The 15,316-nt window shown below is 40.7% G+C and carries 19 protein-coding genes; 3 read left to right on the top strand and 16 right to left on the bottom strand.

Translation table 11 applies throughout. The features are described 5' to 3' along the window. Positions 1 to 17 precede the first annotated feature (17 nt). The 3 genes from PCY09_RS06340 to PCY09_RS06330 are packed head-to-tail and all read right to left on the bottom strand — an operon-like array spanning position 18 to position 3,298. A complete protein-coding gene (locus PCY09_RS06340; protein WP_011999995.1) occupies positions 18 to 854 on the bottom strand; it encodes an energy-coupling factor transporter transmembrane protein EcfT in 837 nt (278 codons plus the stop codon). After that, positions 841 to 2,526: an ABC transporter ATP-binding protein gene (locus PCY09_RS06335; protein ID WP_048777453.1), complete on the bottom strand. Its 1,686-nt coding sequence runs from the start codon at positions 2,524 to 2,526 to the stop codon at positions 841 to 843. Before PCY09_RS06335 ends, PCY09_RS06340 begins: the two co-directional genes overlap by 14 nt. A 10-nt stretch (positions 2,527 to 2,536) precedes the next feature. After that, the gene (locus PCY09_RS06330) at positions 2,537 to 3,298 is read right to left on the bottom strand and encodes a nucleoside phosphorylase (protein WP_048777452.1); all 762 of its coding nucleotides are present in this window, start codon (positions 3,296 to 3,298) and stop codon (positions 2,537 to 2,539) included. A 215-nt stretch (positions 3,299 to 3,513) separates the two neighbouring features. Between PCY09_RS06330 and PCY09_RS06325 the strand changes: the two genes are divergently transcribed. Genes PCY09_RS06325 through PCY09_RS06315 form a run of 3 tightly spaced genes read left to right on the top strand, consistent with a single transcriptional unit; the run spans position 3,514 to position 6,052 of the window. Next, positions 3,514 to 4,140 carry a GTP pyrophosphokinase family protein gene (locus PCY09_RS06325; protein WP_061601501.1) on the top strand — a complete coding sequence of 209 codons (627 nt, stop codon included), beginning with the start codon at positions 3,514 to 3,516 and terminating at the stop codon, positions 4,138 to 4,140. Positions 4,141 to 4,143: 3 nt separating this feature from the next. Then, positions 4,144 to 4,830, top strand: coding sequence for a response regulator transcription factor (locus PCY09_RS06320; protein WP_061601502.1), 687 nt, complete (start codon positions 4,144 to 4,146; stop codon positions 4,828 to 4,830). Further along, the gene (locus tag PCY09_RS06315; protein ID WP_061601503.1) at positions 4,820 to 6,052 is read left to right on the top strand and encodes a cell wall metabolism sensor histidine kinase WalK; all 1,233 of its coding nucleotides are present in this window, start codon (positions 4,820 to 4,822) and stop codon (positions 6,050 to 6,052) included. Before PCY09_RS06320 ends, PCY09_RS06315 begins: the two co-directional genes overlap by 11 nt. A 152-nt stretch (positions 6,053 to 6,204) precedes the next feature. On the opposite strand, the gene PCY09_RS06310 is transcribed toward PCY09_RS06315, so the two are convergent. From PCY09_RS06310 to PCY09_RS06250, 13 genes are all read right to left on the bottom strand, one after another. After that, positions 6,205 to 7,113 carry a DUF4299 family protein gene (locus PCY09_RS06310; RefSeq protein WP_061601504.1) on the bottom strand — a complete coding sequence of 303 codons (909 nt, stop codon included), beginning with the start codon at positions 7,111 to 7,113 and terminating at the stop codon, positions 6,205 to 6,207. A 150-nt stretch (positions 7,114 to 7,263) separates the two neighbouring features. Next, positions 7,264 to 7,884, bottom strand: a complete 621-nt coding sequence (locus tag PCY09_RS06305) for a DJ-1/PfpI family protein (protein WP_061601505.1) — start codon at positions 7,882 to 7,884, stop codon at positions 7,264 to 7,266. 425 nt (positions 7,885 to 8,309) lie between these two features. Next, a complete protein-coding gene (locus PCY09_RS06300; protein ID WP_061601506.1) occupies positions 8,310 to 8,669 on the bottom strand; it encodes a TfoX/Sxy family protein in 360 nt (119 codons plus the stop codon). 8 nt (positions 8,670 to 8,677) lie between these two features. Then, the gene (locus tag PCY09_RS06295) at positions 8,678 to 9,094 is read right to left on the bottom strand and encodes a VOC family protein (RefSeq protein ID WP_125396897.1); all 417 of its coding nucleotides are present in this window, start codon (positions 9,092 to 9,094) and stop codon (positions 8,678 to 8,680) included. Positions 9,095 to 9,150: 56 nt separating this feature from the next. Beyond that, on the bottom strand, positions 9,151 to 9,954 hold the full coding sequence (locus PCY09_RS06290) for a helix-turn-helix transcriptional regulator (protein WP_125396896.1): 804 nt from the start codon (positions 9,952 to 9,954) through the stop codon (positions 9,151 to 9,153). Positions 9,955 to 10,193: 239 nt separating this feature from the next. Beyond that, a complete protein-coding gene (locus tag PCY09_RS06285; protein WP_002898096.1) occupies positions 10,194 to 11,180 on the bottom strand; it encodes a rhodanese-related sulfurtransferase in 987 nt (328 codons plus the stop codon). A 127-nt stretch (positions 11,181 to 11,307) separates the two neighbouring features. Beyond that, positions 11,308 to 11,796: a DUF6773 family protein gene (locus tag PCY09_RS06280; RefSeq protein WP_125396895.1), complete on the bottom strand. Its 489-nt coding sequence runs from the start codon at positions 11,794 to 11,796 to the stop codon at positions 11,308 to 11,310. A gap of 9 nt (positions 11,797 to 11,805) precedes the next feature. Then, positions 11,806 to 12,483, bottom strand: coding sequence for a CPBP family intramembrane glutamic endopeptidase (locus tag PCY09_RS06275; protein WP_125396894.1), 678 nt, complete (start codon positions 12,481 to 12,483; stop codon positions 11,806 to 11,808). Beyond that, positions 12,480 to 12,965: a DUF6773 family protein gene (locus tag PCY09_RS06270; RefSeq protein ID WP_227250341.1), complete on the bottom strand. Its 486-nt coding sequence runs from the start codon at positions 12,963 to 12,965 to the stop codon at positions 12,480 to 12,482. The genes PCY09_RS06275 and PCY09_RS06270 overlap by 4 nt, the downstream gene beginning before the upstream one ends. Before the next feature lie 231 nt (positions 12,966 to 13,196). Beyond that, positions 13,197 to 13,391 (bottom strand): helix-turn-helix transcriptional regulator, encoded by a 195-nt coding sequence (locus tag PCY09_RS06265; RefSeq protein ID WP_020992784.1) that lies wholly within the window; start codon positions 13,389 to 13,391, stop codon positions 13,197 to 13,199. Further along, on the bottom strand, positions 13,375 to 13,572 hold the full coding sequence (locus tag PCY09_RS06260) for a hypothetical protein (protein ID WP_045634269.1): 198 nt from the start codon (positions 13,570 to 13,572) through the stop codon (positions 13,375 to 13,377). The genes PCY09_RS06265 and PCY09_RS06260 overlap by 17 nt, the downstream gene beginning before the upstream one ends. A 138-nt stretch (positions 13,573 to 13,710) precedes the next feature. Next, entirely contained in the window at positions 13,711 to 14,271 is a 561-nt protein-coding gene (locus PCY09_RS06255) for an ECF-type riboflavin transporter substrate-binding protein (protein ID WP_060553018.1), read from the bottom strand. 23 nt (positions 14,272 to 14,294) lie between these two features. Beyond that, positions 14,295 to 15,140 carry an S-adenosyl-l-methionine hydroxide adenosyltransferase family protein gene (locus PCY09_RS06250; protein ID WP_082307170.1) on the bottom strand — a complete coding sequence of 282 codons (846 nt, stop codon included), beginning with the start codon at positions 15,138 to 15,140 and terminating at the stop codon, positions 14,295 to 14,297. Positions 15,141 to 15,316 lie beyond the last annotated feature (176 nt).

Genomic DNA, 15,316 nt, shown 5'->3' with positions numbered 1-15,316 from the left:
CTTTCTTTCCCCGTTTTCTATCTCCAAGGGTTATAAAATCGTCCATGGTTAACAAAGAATAAACCTAAACTAATCAACAAAAAAGCTAGAGACAAAGTAATAACAAGGATGTCTAACTTAGTAAAGGCTTGGTAGGTATACCAGGTTCTCTTTTTATTTTTTCCAAAACGGCGGAGTTCCATGGCTGTCGCAATCGTTTCGATTCGTTCTAAAGAGCTGAAAATCAGAGGAATAATGATCTGTAAATTCCCCTTAATCCGCTGGCTCAATTTGGCCTTGCTTGACAATTCTAAACCACGCGCCTCTTGTGACATCTTAATCAGATAAAACTCTTCTTGTAAATCTGGAATATAGCGGAGGGTAAGGCTGACAGAATAGGCGATTTTATAAGGAATACCAATCTGATTGAGACTGGAAGCAAATTGACTGGGATGTGTTGTCATTAGAAAAATAACTGCCAAAGGAATGGTACAGAGGTACTTCAAACATAGATTGAAGAGATAAAACAATTCCTGCAAGGAAACATTATAAATACCGAGACCATCCAGCAGAACCGTACTGCTCCCATAAATATCCTGGCCATATTGGGGCGCAAAGAGATAAACCATCAGTATATTGAGAATGGCAAAGACTCCTGCAAAAACCAAGACAAAGCTAACATCTCGCAGACGAATTCCTGACAAGCGAAAAAGTGACAGAGATAGGATAGCGATCACTAGCAAAAGTCGCGTATCATAGCTAATCATGGCTGCTACAGACACAAGGATGAAAAATAATAATTTACTGGCACCTGACAGACTATGAACAAAGCCAGTTCCAGCATGATAACCAATGATTTTCTTATCTTGAAACATGGCTTGCTCCCTTCTCTTTCATATAAAACTCTGTCAAGGATAGAGGATCAACTCCGAACTTTTTAGCCAGAGTAAAAATGGAGGTTTCCTTCAGATTCGCTGCCGCAATCAAATCTTTATCAGTCAGTACTTGGGCAGGCGATTTGTCCGCCAAAACCTGACCATCCACTATTACAATCGCACGGTCAGAATAATCCAGCATCAGTTGCATGTCATGGGTAATCATGATAATAGTATGACCCTTCTGATTCAGCTCATCCAAGAAGTTCATAATTTCCGTATAATTGCGCTGATCTTGGCCCGCCGTTGGCTCATCTAACAGGATGACTTCTGGCCCTAAGACCAAGATAGATGCTATGGTCACCCGCTTCTTCTGACCGAAAGACAGGGCTGAAACAGGCCATTTCCTAAATTCATACAGACCACAAGTCTTCAAAACTGCCAAAACCCGCTCTTCAATTTCCTCCTCAGGGAGACCTCGCAAGCGAAGACCTAGGGCAACTTCATCAAAAATCATGGTTTCTGAAATCATCTGATTAGGATTTTGTAGCACATAGCCTATCCGTTCTGCTCGCTCCTTAATAGAATCACCCTTGATATCCTTGCCCCGCCAGCTGTAGTTGCCTTCTGTCTGGATAAATCGGCAGAAAGCCTTAGCTAGAGTGGACTTACCAGCCCCGTTCTTGCCGACAATAGAAATCCGTTCTCCCTTAGCAATCTCAAGAGAAATATCCTGCAAAACAGGTCGCTTGCCATAAGAAAAGCTGATATTCTCAACGGAAAATAGGTTAGAATCCCTTTCTTGAGTCGCCTCTACAACAGCCTCTTTTGAAAATGGCAAAGCTGGTAACTCTAGACTGGCCAGATCAGACAAATGATCCATCTCAGCTATATCAAGTCCCAGCTGGCGCAAGGTAGTCAGATAGAGGGGCTCTCGTATCCCATTTTCAGCCAGTAAAGTTGTCTTCAGCAAAAGATCGGGGTGATCATCAAAGAGAATCCGACCATCATTGACCAAGACCAAACGGTCTACTGAGCGATAAAGGACATCCTCTAAACGATGCTCGATAATAATAGTGGTCGTTCCAGCTTCCTTGTGAATCTGATCAATCAAATCAATTGCATCCTGGCCAGATTTCGGATCTAGATTGGCTAACGGTTCATCAAAAAGCAAAATGGGACTCTCATCAATTAAGACACCTGCCAGGCTGACCCGCTGCTTTTGACCGCCAGACAAATCCTGAGGCCGATGCTGAAGTAAGTTCACCAAGTCTAATTTTTCCGCCCAATGCTGAACTTTTTCTTTCATGACGGGTAATTCAACCATGTCGTTTTCCAAAGCAAAAGCCAAGTCTTCCGCCACACTGAGACCAATAAACTGACCATCTGTATCTTGTAGGACTGTACTGACTAAATTGGACTTGTCATAAATGCTAGACGCAAAGGCATCCTGTCCCTGAACCTTTAAGTGACCGCTAGCTTGGCCTTTATAGATATTAGGAATGATACCGTTTAGACACTGGCCCAGAGTTGACTTTCCTGACCCGGAAGGACCGACAATTAAGACCTTTTCGCCTTCGTAAATGGTCAGATTAATCTCTTTTAAGGTCGGCTCCAGCTGGGCCTGATATTGAAAAGTGAAATTTTCAAACTGAATTATAGGTTGTTTCATTGTATTCTCATTATAAAGCTAGGGCGATTTGCACCGCCAGATTTGCAATCTTATCTTTTTCATCCAAGTCGGCATGATTGGACAGATTTCTCATATCCCATTTTTCCTCTGACAAATGGTCAGCAGCATAGAAAAATTGGCAGACAGTTACAGAACGAAAGGCTGCCAGAGCAGCAACAGCAGAACATTCCATATCGACGCAAATAGCTCCTGCTTCTTTTCTCCTTAAGAGTTTCTCTGCTGTCTCTCGGTAAATACCATCTGTGGTCCAAACCTTGCCCCGACTATGGGAAATGCCTCGTTCATCTAAAAATTCTAGCAGAAAATCCTGCAGACCATCATTCACCACAATTTCATCAGATGCTGCTTGGTAATGATAACTAGTCCCCTCATCTCGTATGGCAGCTGTTGGCACAATGATAGACGTCTCACTAATATCCTCATCCAGCACCCCACAGGTGCCAAAGAGGACTAGCTTCTTCATACCAAAAGCAATAAGATCTTCTAGAATGGCAACACAGGCCGAGGCCCCCACCGGAGCATTAAAAAAAGCTAGTTCCTGATCAGCCACAAAAACTCTGTATATTGGAATCTCTATATTGGCCATACTCGTTGTTGTGATAAGCTCATGATTAAAATTTTCCAAGAGTCTTTTGAAAGTTTCTCTAGCAAAGCAGGAAACTGCTACTGAAGGAAAATCGGGAATAGGCTCAATCAAATCTTCAGGATTGATAATAGCCTTGGGATTTTGGTCAAATTCTTCTAGTATCACGCCTACTCCTTTCACTTTCGCATTTGTTCTTTCTATTGTATCATAAAAAGCTTGGATCCTTCAGCTTTATCAATTAAATTCATCCATTAACAGAGCAAAAGACGAATCTTTCCTTTCACAAAACTTAAAGTAAATCACTTCCTGCTAAAGGCTGATATGTTTACCTGTCTTTCGTGGTATAATAGAAAGACTAAAGCAAGCAAAGAGAGAGAATCATGACGAGTATTTATGAAGCTTACGAGCAGTACCTGCCTCTTATCCTAGAGGACTTTACTCAAAAAATCAAAACAGCCGCATTAGAGCACAAAAAAACAACTTCTTTCAAACTCTATGAACATTTTCACGCCCGTATTAAGACCTCTGACAGCATGGCAGAAAAATGCCAACGAAAAAATCTACCTCTGTCTGCTGAATCGGCTCTCAAACAGATTCGAGATGCTATCGGCATTCGTATTATTACAGGATTTGTGGATGACATTTACCAAATTATTGACTTTATCCGTCAAATGCCTGGCATTCATATCTTCAAGGAAAAAGACTACATCAATCAAGTCAAACCTAATGGCTACCGCTCCTACCACCTCATTTTAGAAGTAGAGACCCCCTACCCTGACTGCCATGGAAAGACTCCTGGCAAGTACTTTATTGAGGTCCAACTACGAACCATTGCTATGGACTCCTGGGCCAGCCTTGAGCACCAGATGAAATACAAACACGAGATCAAAAATCCAGAACGGATCGAGCGGGAACTAAAACGCTGTGCCGATGAACTCGCTTCCTGCGACTTGACCATGCAGACGATTCGTAATCTCATTCAAGAATCTAATGAAAGAGAGGACTAAGCAATGAGAATTTTGTTAGCTGAAGATGAAGCTCAACTCAACCGTGTTATCCTAGCTGCTCTTGAGCATGACGGCTATCAAGTTGATAGTGTCTTTAATGGTCAAGAGGCCTTAAACCTCGCCAATCAAAATACCTACAATGTCATCATTCTTGATATTATGATGCCTATTATGACTGGATTAGAAGCGCTCAAAGAAATCCGAGCAACTGGTAATACTACCCATGTCATCATGCTGACTGCCATGGCCGAGGTCGATGATCGAGTGACTGGACTAGATGCTGGGGCTGATGACTATCTAACCAAGCCCTTTTCTCTTAAAGAACTCTTGGCTCGCCTCCGCTCAATGGCTCGTCGAGCAGATAATTACAGTCCAGTCCAGCTCCAAATTGGCAACACCGAGCTTCGTCTGGACGAACAAGAACTTCGTGCTTCCAATAGTATCCGCTTAGCCGGAAAAGAGCTCAAACTTCTTCAATACTTTATGCAGAACTCAGATAAAGAACTGAGTCGTAGACAAATCCTTGAACGAGTCTGGTCAGATGAAGAAACAGACCAAGAGCTTGCTTTTATTTATGTATCTTACCTTCGTCAAAAATTGAAAAGTGTCCATTCTAATTTAGAAATCCTTGGTGATGAAGCGGGCCCATTCCAACTTACTGAAAAGGCAGGTGAGGATTATGTTTCGTAAGCTCCAACTCCGTTTTATCGGGCTTGCCACTCTGGTTGTCGCCTTAATCTTGGGAATGTTTTGGCTCTTGATTAACTCTGCTGTCTACGCTCAAACGGAAAGCAATATCCAAACCGTCTTGTCTGTACTAACAGATAATGACGGCCAATTACCCATGACAGAAGAAATTAAGCAAGATTTGACCGATAAAAATATCCAAGAAGGTATTATTTACAACTTCCAATATTTCTCAGCCAGCCAAACAAAGCAGGCTACCAGCATCAACCTAGGCAATATCCAATCACTCAGTGAAAATACTATTTATCAGATGGCTCAAAAGGCCTTAAAAACAGGTGGTAAATATGGCCAAATGCAAGCCAACAATCGCTACTTCTCCTACCAAATTAGTAGCAAAGGCCAAAAACGCCTAGTTGCCTTTTTAGAAACGACCAACTACAATCGTGAACGGAGTATTTTAGCTCAATTTTCTACCTGGATTGCTCTTGCAAGCCTCTTTTTCCTAACGCTCATTATCGCCTTGGTCTCTGGCATTGTAATTCGTCCTTATATAAAAAGCTACGAAAAACAACGTATTTTCATTACCAATGCTGGTCATGAACTCAAAACGCCTTTAGCCATTATCGCAGCCAACACTGAACTGCAAGAGATGATGACAGGTGAAAACGAATGGACAGAAAGTACCAAGGCTCAAACGGAAAGATTAAACAAACTAATTGCCCGCTTGATCAGGCTGTCTCGGATGGAAGAACACGAAAATCTCGAGCTAACCAGCGTCAATCTCTCAGAATTGATTGAAAAAGTTGGGAAAGATCATTCATCCCTCATCCAGCAGGAAAACAAACATCTAGAACTAGACGTTCAGCCAGATTTAAAGGCTATGATGTCAGAAGATGAAGGCTACGAATTAATCAGTATTCTCCTGGATAATGCGCGTAAATACTGTGATGATAAAGGAACGATTATGATCAAGGCCTACAATAACCGTCGATCCTTTAGACGCAAGATTCGCATTGAAATTTCAAACGACTATGCTACTGGAACAAAGATTGATTACAAACGTTTCTTTGACCGCTTTTACCGAGCCGAAACTTCCCACAATAACCAAGCCGTTTCTGGCTATGGCATTGGTCTCTCCATGGCCCAACATCTGACCAGCCTCTTCAAAGGGAGAATCTGGGCTTCTTACAAGAAAGGTCGGATAACCTTCAACATTTCTCTCTAACTTAACAAAAGGAATCTCCAATAAACTCAAAAAGCAATCTGAATAGAACAGATTGCTTTTCTTGATATGACAAGTGAACTGCTTGGAAGAAATTTTAGAGTATCTTATACAAGGCTTTGCAAAATGAATCGAGTAAAATGACCAAGTCTCTCTTACACAAACTCAGGACAGCTGTCAAAAAGATCCTTCATTTGGGCAAAAGTCATAGCAGGAACATAAATTTTCTCACCATCAAATACTTGAGCCATATCCTTAGGGAGCCTTTCCAAGAAATCTGAATAAGAAATTCTCTTATAAAAGAAGAACTTTTCAACATTATCTGGATCCGTATCATCACATCCCACAAGATTGCAACACCAGCTTAATTTTGACTCATCGATATACTCTACATCTTCCGGAGCTAGACTAAGTTCAAAGGGTAGAATCGTGTCAACACCAGCAGTTAGAGTATATACTCCTAAAATTTGTTGATTCTGCTCATTCCCATAAAATTTACTTTGCGCATCGTAAGCGTCGAGGTACTGTCTAAGTGTAAAGAAATCGCTATAACTCTGAGCAGGATTATCCTCTTTTAGGAATCCTTCCACCATCTGAGGGCTCAGAGCAATTCTCCTGCGAACTCCATCTTGATACACTAAGGGATATCCTGATTTTAGAAAATCCTCCAAGCCTAAGAGTATATCTTCTTGATATGGGAAAGCTAATACACTTGAGCTACTATATTCCCTGCCATGCTCATCATGAATACTAGTGCCCAGATAAGCTGATAGCTTAGAAACCAAAGTTAAGGCATACTCCCAATCAGCAATTGTTGAAGGTGTCAAAATCCTCACATTATAAGTTTTGTGGGTTTTGTCATATTCTACGTCCATGTAACGTCCAGACTTAGCAGGAACCCAACACTTCAACAAAGGAAGCTTATCCAAGCCAAGAGTCAAAGAATCCTTCTGAGCAGGGTGAGGTTCAAGTCCGTCGACCAATCCAAGTAATTCGCTGATTTTTAAAACTTTTTGAAATCCTAGAAGACTTCGTTTATTCAAAACGGAAAATGTTATACTCATAAAATAATGCCCCTATTATATTTTAACTATATTATAGCATAAATTGCTATGGGGAAAATTAGAATCTGAAACAAGCTTTTCCATTTTTAATTCTTCATTTTGACATAGCAGTACAAATTACACAATCACTAAAAAAACAATCCGATCTCCTCAGATTGCTCTTGATTTATCAGAAAAAGGATCTTGGTCAGCCTTGTTTTGCCACACGTATTCTGCTTTTTTAGCCAGCTCTTCTGCCAAGTCCTGACCCCAAAAATCAGCTACAAAGCCCAAGGACATATCCATACCGGCCGAGACACCTGATGAAGTGTAGAACTTTCCATCTAGGACCCAGCGAGCTTGATCTTGCCAAAGGACTTCTCTATCATGTGAAGCGACCCAAGACAAGGCAAGCTTGTTGCTAGTGGCTTTACGCCCCTTGAGTTGACCAATCTGAGCTAAAAGAGCTGCTCCTGTACAAATACTTAAGACCAACTCAGCTTGCTGGACAGCCTTTTCTAGCGAAGATAGGAAAATCTTATCTTCGACCATCTTTCTGACACCTTGACCACCAGGTAATAAGAGAAGAGAATTGGGAGGTAAGCTTTTAAAATTATCCGTCATGATTTGAAAACCTTGACGACTAGAAATCAGACCACCAGCAAGGGAGACATATTTCGTCTCTACATTGGGTAAAGTAGCTAAAAACTCTACTGGCCCCATCAAATCTAGGGTCTCAAAATCATCAAAAAGAAATGAAATAATCGTAATTGGTTGCTCTATTTTTAACATTGATCTCCTCTCATTTTCCATTGGTTCATAGCAGTCACTTACTCTACTTTCTAAAACGATTCAGCAGAAATAAAAGTACTACCAAACCAATAACAAAGACGACGATCCCTAGAATCAACTTAATTATAAAACCTACAAAATAAAATAAAAAGATCAAAGCTAAAAGAAATAGAAATATTAGAATTCCCATAAGATCACCTCTGGCTACTATTATACCTAAAATCACGAGATTGGGATAGTTTTTGCTTATTCATAGCATGTACTAGAAAGGTAAAACTCATTTTTTATACTAATAACTCGAACAATCCTCTAAACTTTTGATTAAATAGGTTTATATAGTGAGAAAGTTTAAAATTTGTACTTAAAAAGAAGATAGGCCAACTAAATCAAAGTTTAGTTAGACCCTCTTCTTTATTATTTTATTATTAATCTTCAGACGATAGGGTCAACTCCTGATTGTAGGCCAAAGCTAGCTTGATCCAGTAAGACAGTTCCTTTTGTGCTTCGCCATCTAAATCAATATAGCCATGATAAAGCCTCCCCTTCATTAACGTCACACTAGCACCATTTTTAGGCAGAACCTGCTTTTCCATGTCCTTACCAATGCGAACCATGACAAGCTCTTTACCTCTCGAACTCACAGTAACGGTCATCTTACCACGGACCATAAAAGCCAAGCCACCAAACATCTTCTTCTCTTCTACCTCTTCTTCAAAAACATGAGGAGGAAGCTCAGTAGCTAAAATGGTACGAATCTGTTGAGCTAAAGATTTACTATATGCCATCGCTCCCCCTACTTCATCATCACATCCCAGCCGATACCAAAGCGGTCAATCAAGCGGCCATAAAACTTAGCAAAAGCCTGATTCTCTAGAGAATAGAGAATCTGCCCACCTTCAGCAAGCTTGGCAAAGAGCTCATCAGCTTCTTCTCTACTGTCTGGGCTAAGAACTAACCATTGATTGGGCTGATGATTGCTAGGAATAGATAGGTCGTTAAAAATGCCTACATCTTCACCATGCAGGGTTAAGTTTTCCGTATCTAAGGCAATCCAGGCAAGCTTATCCCGTTTTTCTGCAGGAAGGTCAGCTGGATTCATCATCTCACTGGCTCGGACAAGTCCCTTTATCTCTGTCTGAAAAAGATCTGCATAGAAACGAAAAGCTTCTTCGGCCTGACCATTAAAACTTAAAAACACGTCTAATTTCATTATTGTTCCTCCAATTTTTTATATCTGAGAATAAATCTCTAGTATCAGTTTATCAATTAGGATAAAAATTTTCTTATTCTCAATTGCGCTTGTTTGGCTAGGGAACGCATGATTAAAACTGGAAGATTAACTGTAATAGGGGGATCGCTGGGCAAGGGCCTGCGCATGCTGATTTCCTCCTGATAGATGCTATCGCCTGAAAAAGTTAGAGGCTCATCGCTGCCCCAGCGAAAGTTATGCTTCAAGACATAGTTTTTAGTTAGGCGTAAATCCTCCAGCAATTCACAGGCCAAAAGATAGTAGTGGCCATCCGGTACATTTTCAAAAGTAAACTTTCTCTTCTGACTCAGTGCTACTCCGATAATCGGCTCTTCTTTGGGAATGCGGGTTTTAAAAAGCCCGACACAGCTAATACGTGGTTCATAGCCCTCAGGATAAGATAACTCTACGGTCAATCGATTGCCACTTTTACAGTCGGGATCCTGATGCAAGAAAGCTCCCTTCTCATCTAGCTGCTTGATCATAAAATCATAAGCCTTGGTTGATTCCTGATAGTATTTTTTAGGCGAAAGTCCAGTATGCCGCTTAAACGTATTGGAAAAACTACCTAGACTATCATAACCAGCTTCCATAGAGGTCTCGGTCACATTTTGTCGGCCTTCTACAATCTCCTGAATCCCTTTTTCCATCTTAAGAGCTTCCATATATTGCTTGATAGAAAAGCCCATCTTTTTCTTGAAAGTTCTGGATAGATGGGAAGGACTATAATGGAAATGCTGAGCTAAATCGGTCAGACTCAGCTCTTCATCTGCATGCTGACGTAGATAGGTTGCCACCTCTTCCATGATAGCTTTAGACACGGTCTTGCTCCTTTCCCATTTATTAAGCCCATTATATCACATCAAAAAGAAAGGACAAAAAATCAAAACCGCAGAAAGAAAATCAGAAATCAAGTGATGCTCCACGAGATGTCCCAAGAACATGATGAAATAGTCCGCTTTCCCAAATCTCTGTCCAACAAGACTTTTACCTGTAAATAAATGATGAAAAAAACTTTAGACGCTTGAATCGTCTAAAGTTTTTGGTCTTTACTATGCGATTACTGAGCTACCAGTGTTTCCAAGCTTTCTCCAATCGCAGCCAAACGCTCCACTACTTCTGCCTGGCTCAGCCCGTTTTCAGCCACATAGCGGTTGCGAGGGTGAACACGGCATTCGTGAGAACAGCCACGGAGATACTTGTCTTCATTTTCTTCTGAAGTCAGGATGCGGCGGTTACACTCTGGATTGCCACAGTTGACATAGCGCTCGCAAGGAGTACCGTCAAACCAGTCTTTCCCAATCACAACTGGATCAACATGGTTGATATCAACGGATATACGCTCATCAAAGACATACATCTTGCCGTCCCAAAGCTCACCTTGAACTTCTGGATCCTTGCCGTAAGTCGCGATACCGCCATGAAGCTGACCGACATCCTTGTATCCTTCACGCACCATCCAGCCTGAGAATTTCTCACAGCGAACACCACCTGTACAGTAAACAACCACGCGCTTGTCCATGAACTTCTCTTTGTTATCACGGACCCATTGCGGCAATTCGCGGAAGTTGCGGATGTCTGGACGAATGGCTCCTCGGAAGTGACCTAGATCGTACTCGTAGTCGTTACGAGTGTCTAGGACGACAGTGTCCTCGTCCAAGAGTGCTTCCTTAAATTCCTTAGGTGACAGGTAAGCTCCTGTCGTCTCCAGCGGGTTGATGTCATTGTCAAAATCATTGTCTTCCAAGCCCAAGTGCACGATTTCTTTCTTGTAGCGAACAAACATTTTCTTGAAAGCTTGCTCATTTTCTTCGTCAATCTTGAACCAAAGGTCTTCCATGCCCGGAAGGCTGTGCACATAATCCATGTATTTTTGAGTGGTTTCATAGTCACCAGAAACCGTTCCATTGATTCCCTCATCTGCTACCAAGATACGGCCTTTAAGACCGATAGATTTACAGAAGGCCAGATGATCAGCTGCAAATTTCTCAGCATTCTCAATCGGAACATATTTGTAGTAAAGTAGGACGCGAATATCTTTTGCCATAAGATTTCAACTCTCTTTTCTCTATAAAATTTTCTGAATTTTTAATTCATCTATTTATTATAACCTGATTGAAAAAACTGGGCAAAAAATTTGTTTGGAAAATAGCAAAGCTAAATTGCTAAATACTTCACTCCTCCTCAAGTTGGTTCAAATAGCGTTCAAAACGCTTCTTTTGATTCTTGCTTATAGCCTCTAAGAAAATATTGGCCACTAGTATCAAGGGAAGATGAATGCAAAATGTAACCAAAATGACCAAAAGAAACATGGGGTGAAAAACACTATTATGATAAATAGCATGATTCAGTTGGAAATTCTGGCAGGCAATCAAAAGGGTCAGAAAGGCTGTTGTAGCCAGCACACCCCAGATAGTCAGACTGAAACTATTGTAATAATTAGCTCCTAGATACTGAGCTCGACAGAAAAAATATAGACATGCAATCGCAATCAGGATCAAGAATGGTTGATAGTGAATGGCTCCCGCATTCATAACCACCGATCCAACATATAAGGCTAAACTACTAAATAGCAAGAAACTAAAAGTTTCCATGCCAGCCTTGTTGACAAGTTGCTCTTCACGTTCGTCTAAAATTTGACGATGAATTAGTTTTATCTTCATTTTAAGCTCCTATACTTCCATTCCAAAAATACCAATTAACAACATGATAATGGCAGGAAGTCCATTATTAATCATGTGAACTGCAATACTGACTTCCAAGCGACGAGTTCGATAGGCCAGCAATGTCAAAATCACAGAAGAAACAGCATAAATTACAAAAGACACGATATTGGTTGGCCCGTGAAAAAGCGCAAAGAGGAGTCCACCTACGATATAGCCCCATCCCTCATAGCCTTTAAAGATTTTTAGTGGGAGGATTCCACGGAAGACAATTTCTTCTACAATAGGTGCTAAAACTCCAAGCATGATGGGTAACAAAATCCCATTTCCTCTTTGAAACTCCTCTATCAAAGACGCCTGATTAGCCGTTGTAACTTCTCCGTTTAGCCACCGTAATAAAGCCGTTCCAAGGATAGATATAAGAAACATGCCTAAGATGCTAAGAGAAATTCGTTTCCCGTCTCCTTTTTGAAAGACTTTCCCAGACTGAGATAAGATTCCAATCTTCTTTGCCACCACGATAAAGACCAGTAAAGCGAGGAAAATCAGCAAAATACCAATGCCAATAGTCCACTGTTTTGAAATTTGATAAGTTTCTGCTTTCTGCTGAAATACCATAGGTAGCACATACAAGGCTAAGGCTAAGAAAGCACAACCACTCCACATCAATCTTTTCCAGCAAGTCATTCTTCATCCTCCAATTCCTGATCTAACTTTGCCTGACGTTTGCCGTTTAGGAAAAGACTAACCTTATCCATGGTCAAGCTTCCAAATATAAAAAGAACCATTGCAAAAAACATCTTAAGCAGATACAACATACTCAGCATGCTAGCTATACTTTCTCGCTGTCCAAAGAAATCAATAGCCACAAGAATTAAAGCAAAAATAATTCCACTACCAACACGTTCTGGCCATTTTTCCTCTCTCACCATATCACGAACATCAATGCCTAGGCTTAAGCGACGAAGCAAAGCATAGAGACCTACTAGGATAAGGAGAGTCCCTTCTGGCAGATAAGCTAGCAAGCTTAGACGGAGAATATAGACTTTGAAAAACACAGATATAGCTAAGAAGAAAAACATTCCTAACACTAATTCTCCTGCAACTTTTCCGTCCAATTTCTCTATTCGTTCATCTTTATAGATCTCTTGTCTATTTTTAGATTTCATATGCATTCTCCTCTTTTACTTAAATTTCATCCCCATTTAATCTTTATGCGAAAATTGCTCTTCAACTATTCTAGGATATTCCCTTGCTTTCGAGTTCTTTGGCTCGGGCTAAAAATGTCCCCCGGACATTCCCTCGCTTTCGTGTTTTTCGGCTCAGGCTAAAAATGTCCCCCGGACATTCCCTCGCTTTCGTGTTTTTCGGCTCAGGCTAAAAATGTCCCCCGGACATTTTTACTCCCAAAACAATTGATCCAGCGTTTTATTGAGACATTTGCAAATCGCTATGCATAAACTGAGGCTGGGATTGTACTTACCCGCCTCAATCAAGCCAATGGTCTGGCGAGTCACTCCGATAGCATCTGCTAAGTCGCCCTGAGTCATATCATGCTCCACTCGCGCCATCTTTAGCTTAAGATTTTTTGCCATGATCATCGTCCTTATCATTTTTCTTCTTAGTTGCTATGCTTAAAAGTGCACAACCAATTGCAATATCACAGCCAGCAAAAATAAGAAAAGTATGATTTTGATTGTTCAGTCCTATAACCAAAAAAATTACACCCAAAACAAGCCAAATAAGTGGTGAATAAATATTTTTGATGTTTTTCATATCGGTTCTCCCTTCATTTTTATAAGTCTATTATACAATATATTTTTCAAAATGCAATATATAAATTGCAAAAAGTATTTTATTTTTAACAGAAAAAGATCGAGATATCTCTCGATCTTTTTATTCTTATCGCGTGATTTAATCTTTTTTAAGGCTGCCACTCTTTGTCTGAGTACGTGCATAGGCAATTAAAAGTAAGGTTCCGGCAACTGCAACAGTCAGACCATTGGCAACAGTTGCGACAACACCTTGAGCAAAGACCTTATTACTTGGTTCATTATAGATCAAGATATCCCCAAGTGGAGCGATGACTACCCATACCAAGGCATTAGCCACAAACTGAACAACATTAAATGTAATAATATCTCTTGATTCAAATACTCCCTGAGCCACACGTAGGTAATTCTTAAGCAAACCGACTACAAGTCCAAACAAACCACTAGCCAAGATCCAAGTCCACCAAGGGTTTCCAGATTGGATGGAGTCTTTTAGGGCATGGCCAATAAATCCTGTTAAGAAACCAACGATTGGACCAAAAACAACGCCAAACAAAGCTTGGACAGCATATTGCAACTGAATGCTAGTGTTTGGAACAGGCGTTGGAATGCTGACCATCCCAATCACAACGAAGAGTGCTGCACCAATACCAGTTGCCACGACTTCTTTAATCGTAAAAGTTGTATCAAATATTTTTTTCATGTTTATCTCCTCTTTACAAATCACTAATTTTCAATACGCTTGATTTCAATATGCCACTGGGCACCAACACCAACATTATAGGCTTTTGCAAAAGAACCTTGGTTGATTGCTAGACCAACCCGATAGAGCGAATTGATATAAATAATCGGCTGACCGATGCGAACATCCGCAAAGGACTTCCCATAAGTCACTTGATTTTGGTAAACCAACATATCGTTATTATAGATCGTTACCTCAAAGCGTTCTCCAAACTGAGGTTCTAACTCTTGGAACTCTTCGCGAGTAATAGAAGTCCAAAGAGATCCAAACCGAACGTCTAAAATATCGATAGCTCCGCTGACAGAACCTTCGCCAAAAGTAGTCTCCACAACTGGAATCTCGACAATGTCATCCACGCTTAATTCTGGTCCTACTTCTTCAAAAGTGATGTGGCCACTAGCCAATTTAGCTCCTGTGTAGGCATAGACATCACGACCATGGAAGGTATAGGAATGTTCGGTATTCTTTCGACGATTTTCGACTTCAGAAATTTCCCGAATAGCCACAATACCAACGTGTTTCTTAATGAAAGACAAGGTTCCATTGTCTGGAGTGACGATGTATTGGTTTTGCGCTGTTTTTGCAACTACGCTCTTCCGCTTAGAGCCGACACCCGGATCGACCACTGAAACAAAGGTTGTCCCTTCTGGCCAGTAGTTGACCGTTTGAAAAAGACGATAGCTACCTTCAAAAATATTATAAGGCGTAATGTCGTGTGTTAAATGGTGAATCTTTAATGTAGCAGACTCCTCCAGAGCCACACCAATCATCGTAGATACCGCACCATCCACAAGACCAAAATCCGATTGCAATACAAGTAAATTGTTCATGTATTCTCCCTCTTATAGTCCTGTACTTTAACTTATTTATCTACTATCCTACCAGTCTAATCAACTCTAGAAACAGAAAAATAGCAAAGCCAGAAGCTACATTACTGTTCTTCAATCATACCAAAAATAGGAGGGGAAATCTAGATAAACAACTGTAAAAGCTATAGTTTTTTTGT

This window comes from Streptococcus sp. SG2 (genome assembly GCF_030439925.1).
Classification (GTDB): Bacteria; Bacillota; Bacilli; order Lactobacillales; family Streptococcaceae; genus Streptococcus; species Streptococcus gordonii.
The sequence above is the reverse complement of the archived record's forward strand: the minus strand, read 5'-3'. Positions and strand labels throughout refer to the sequence as shown.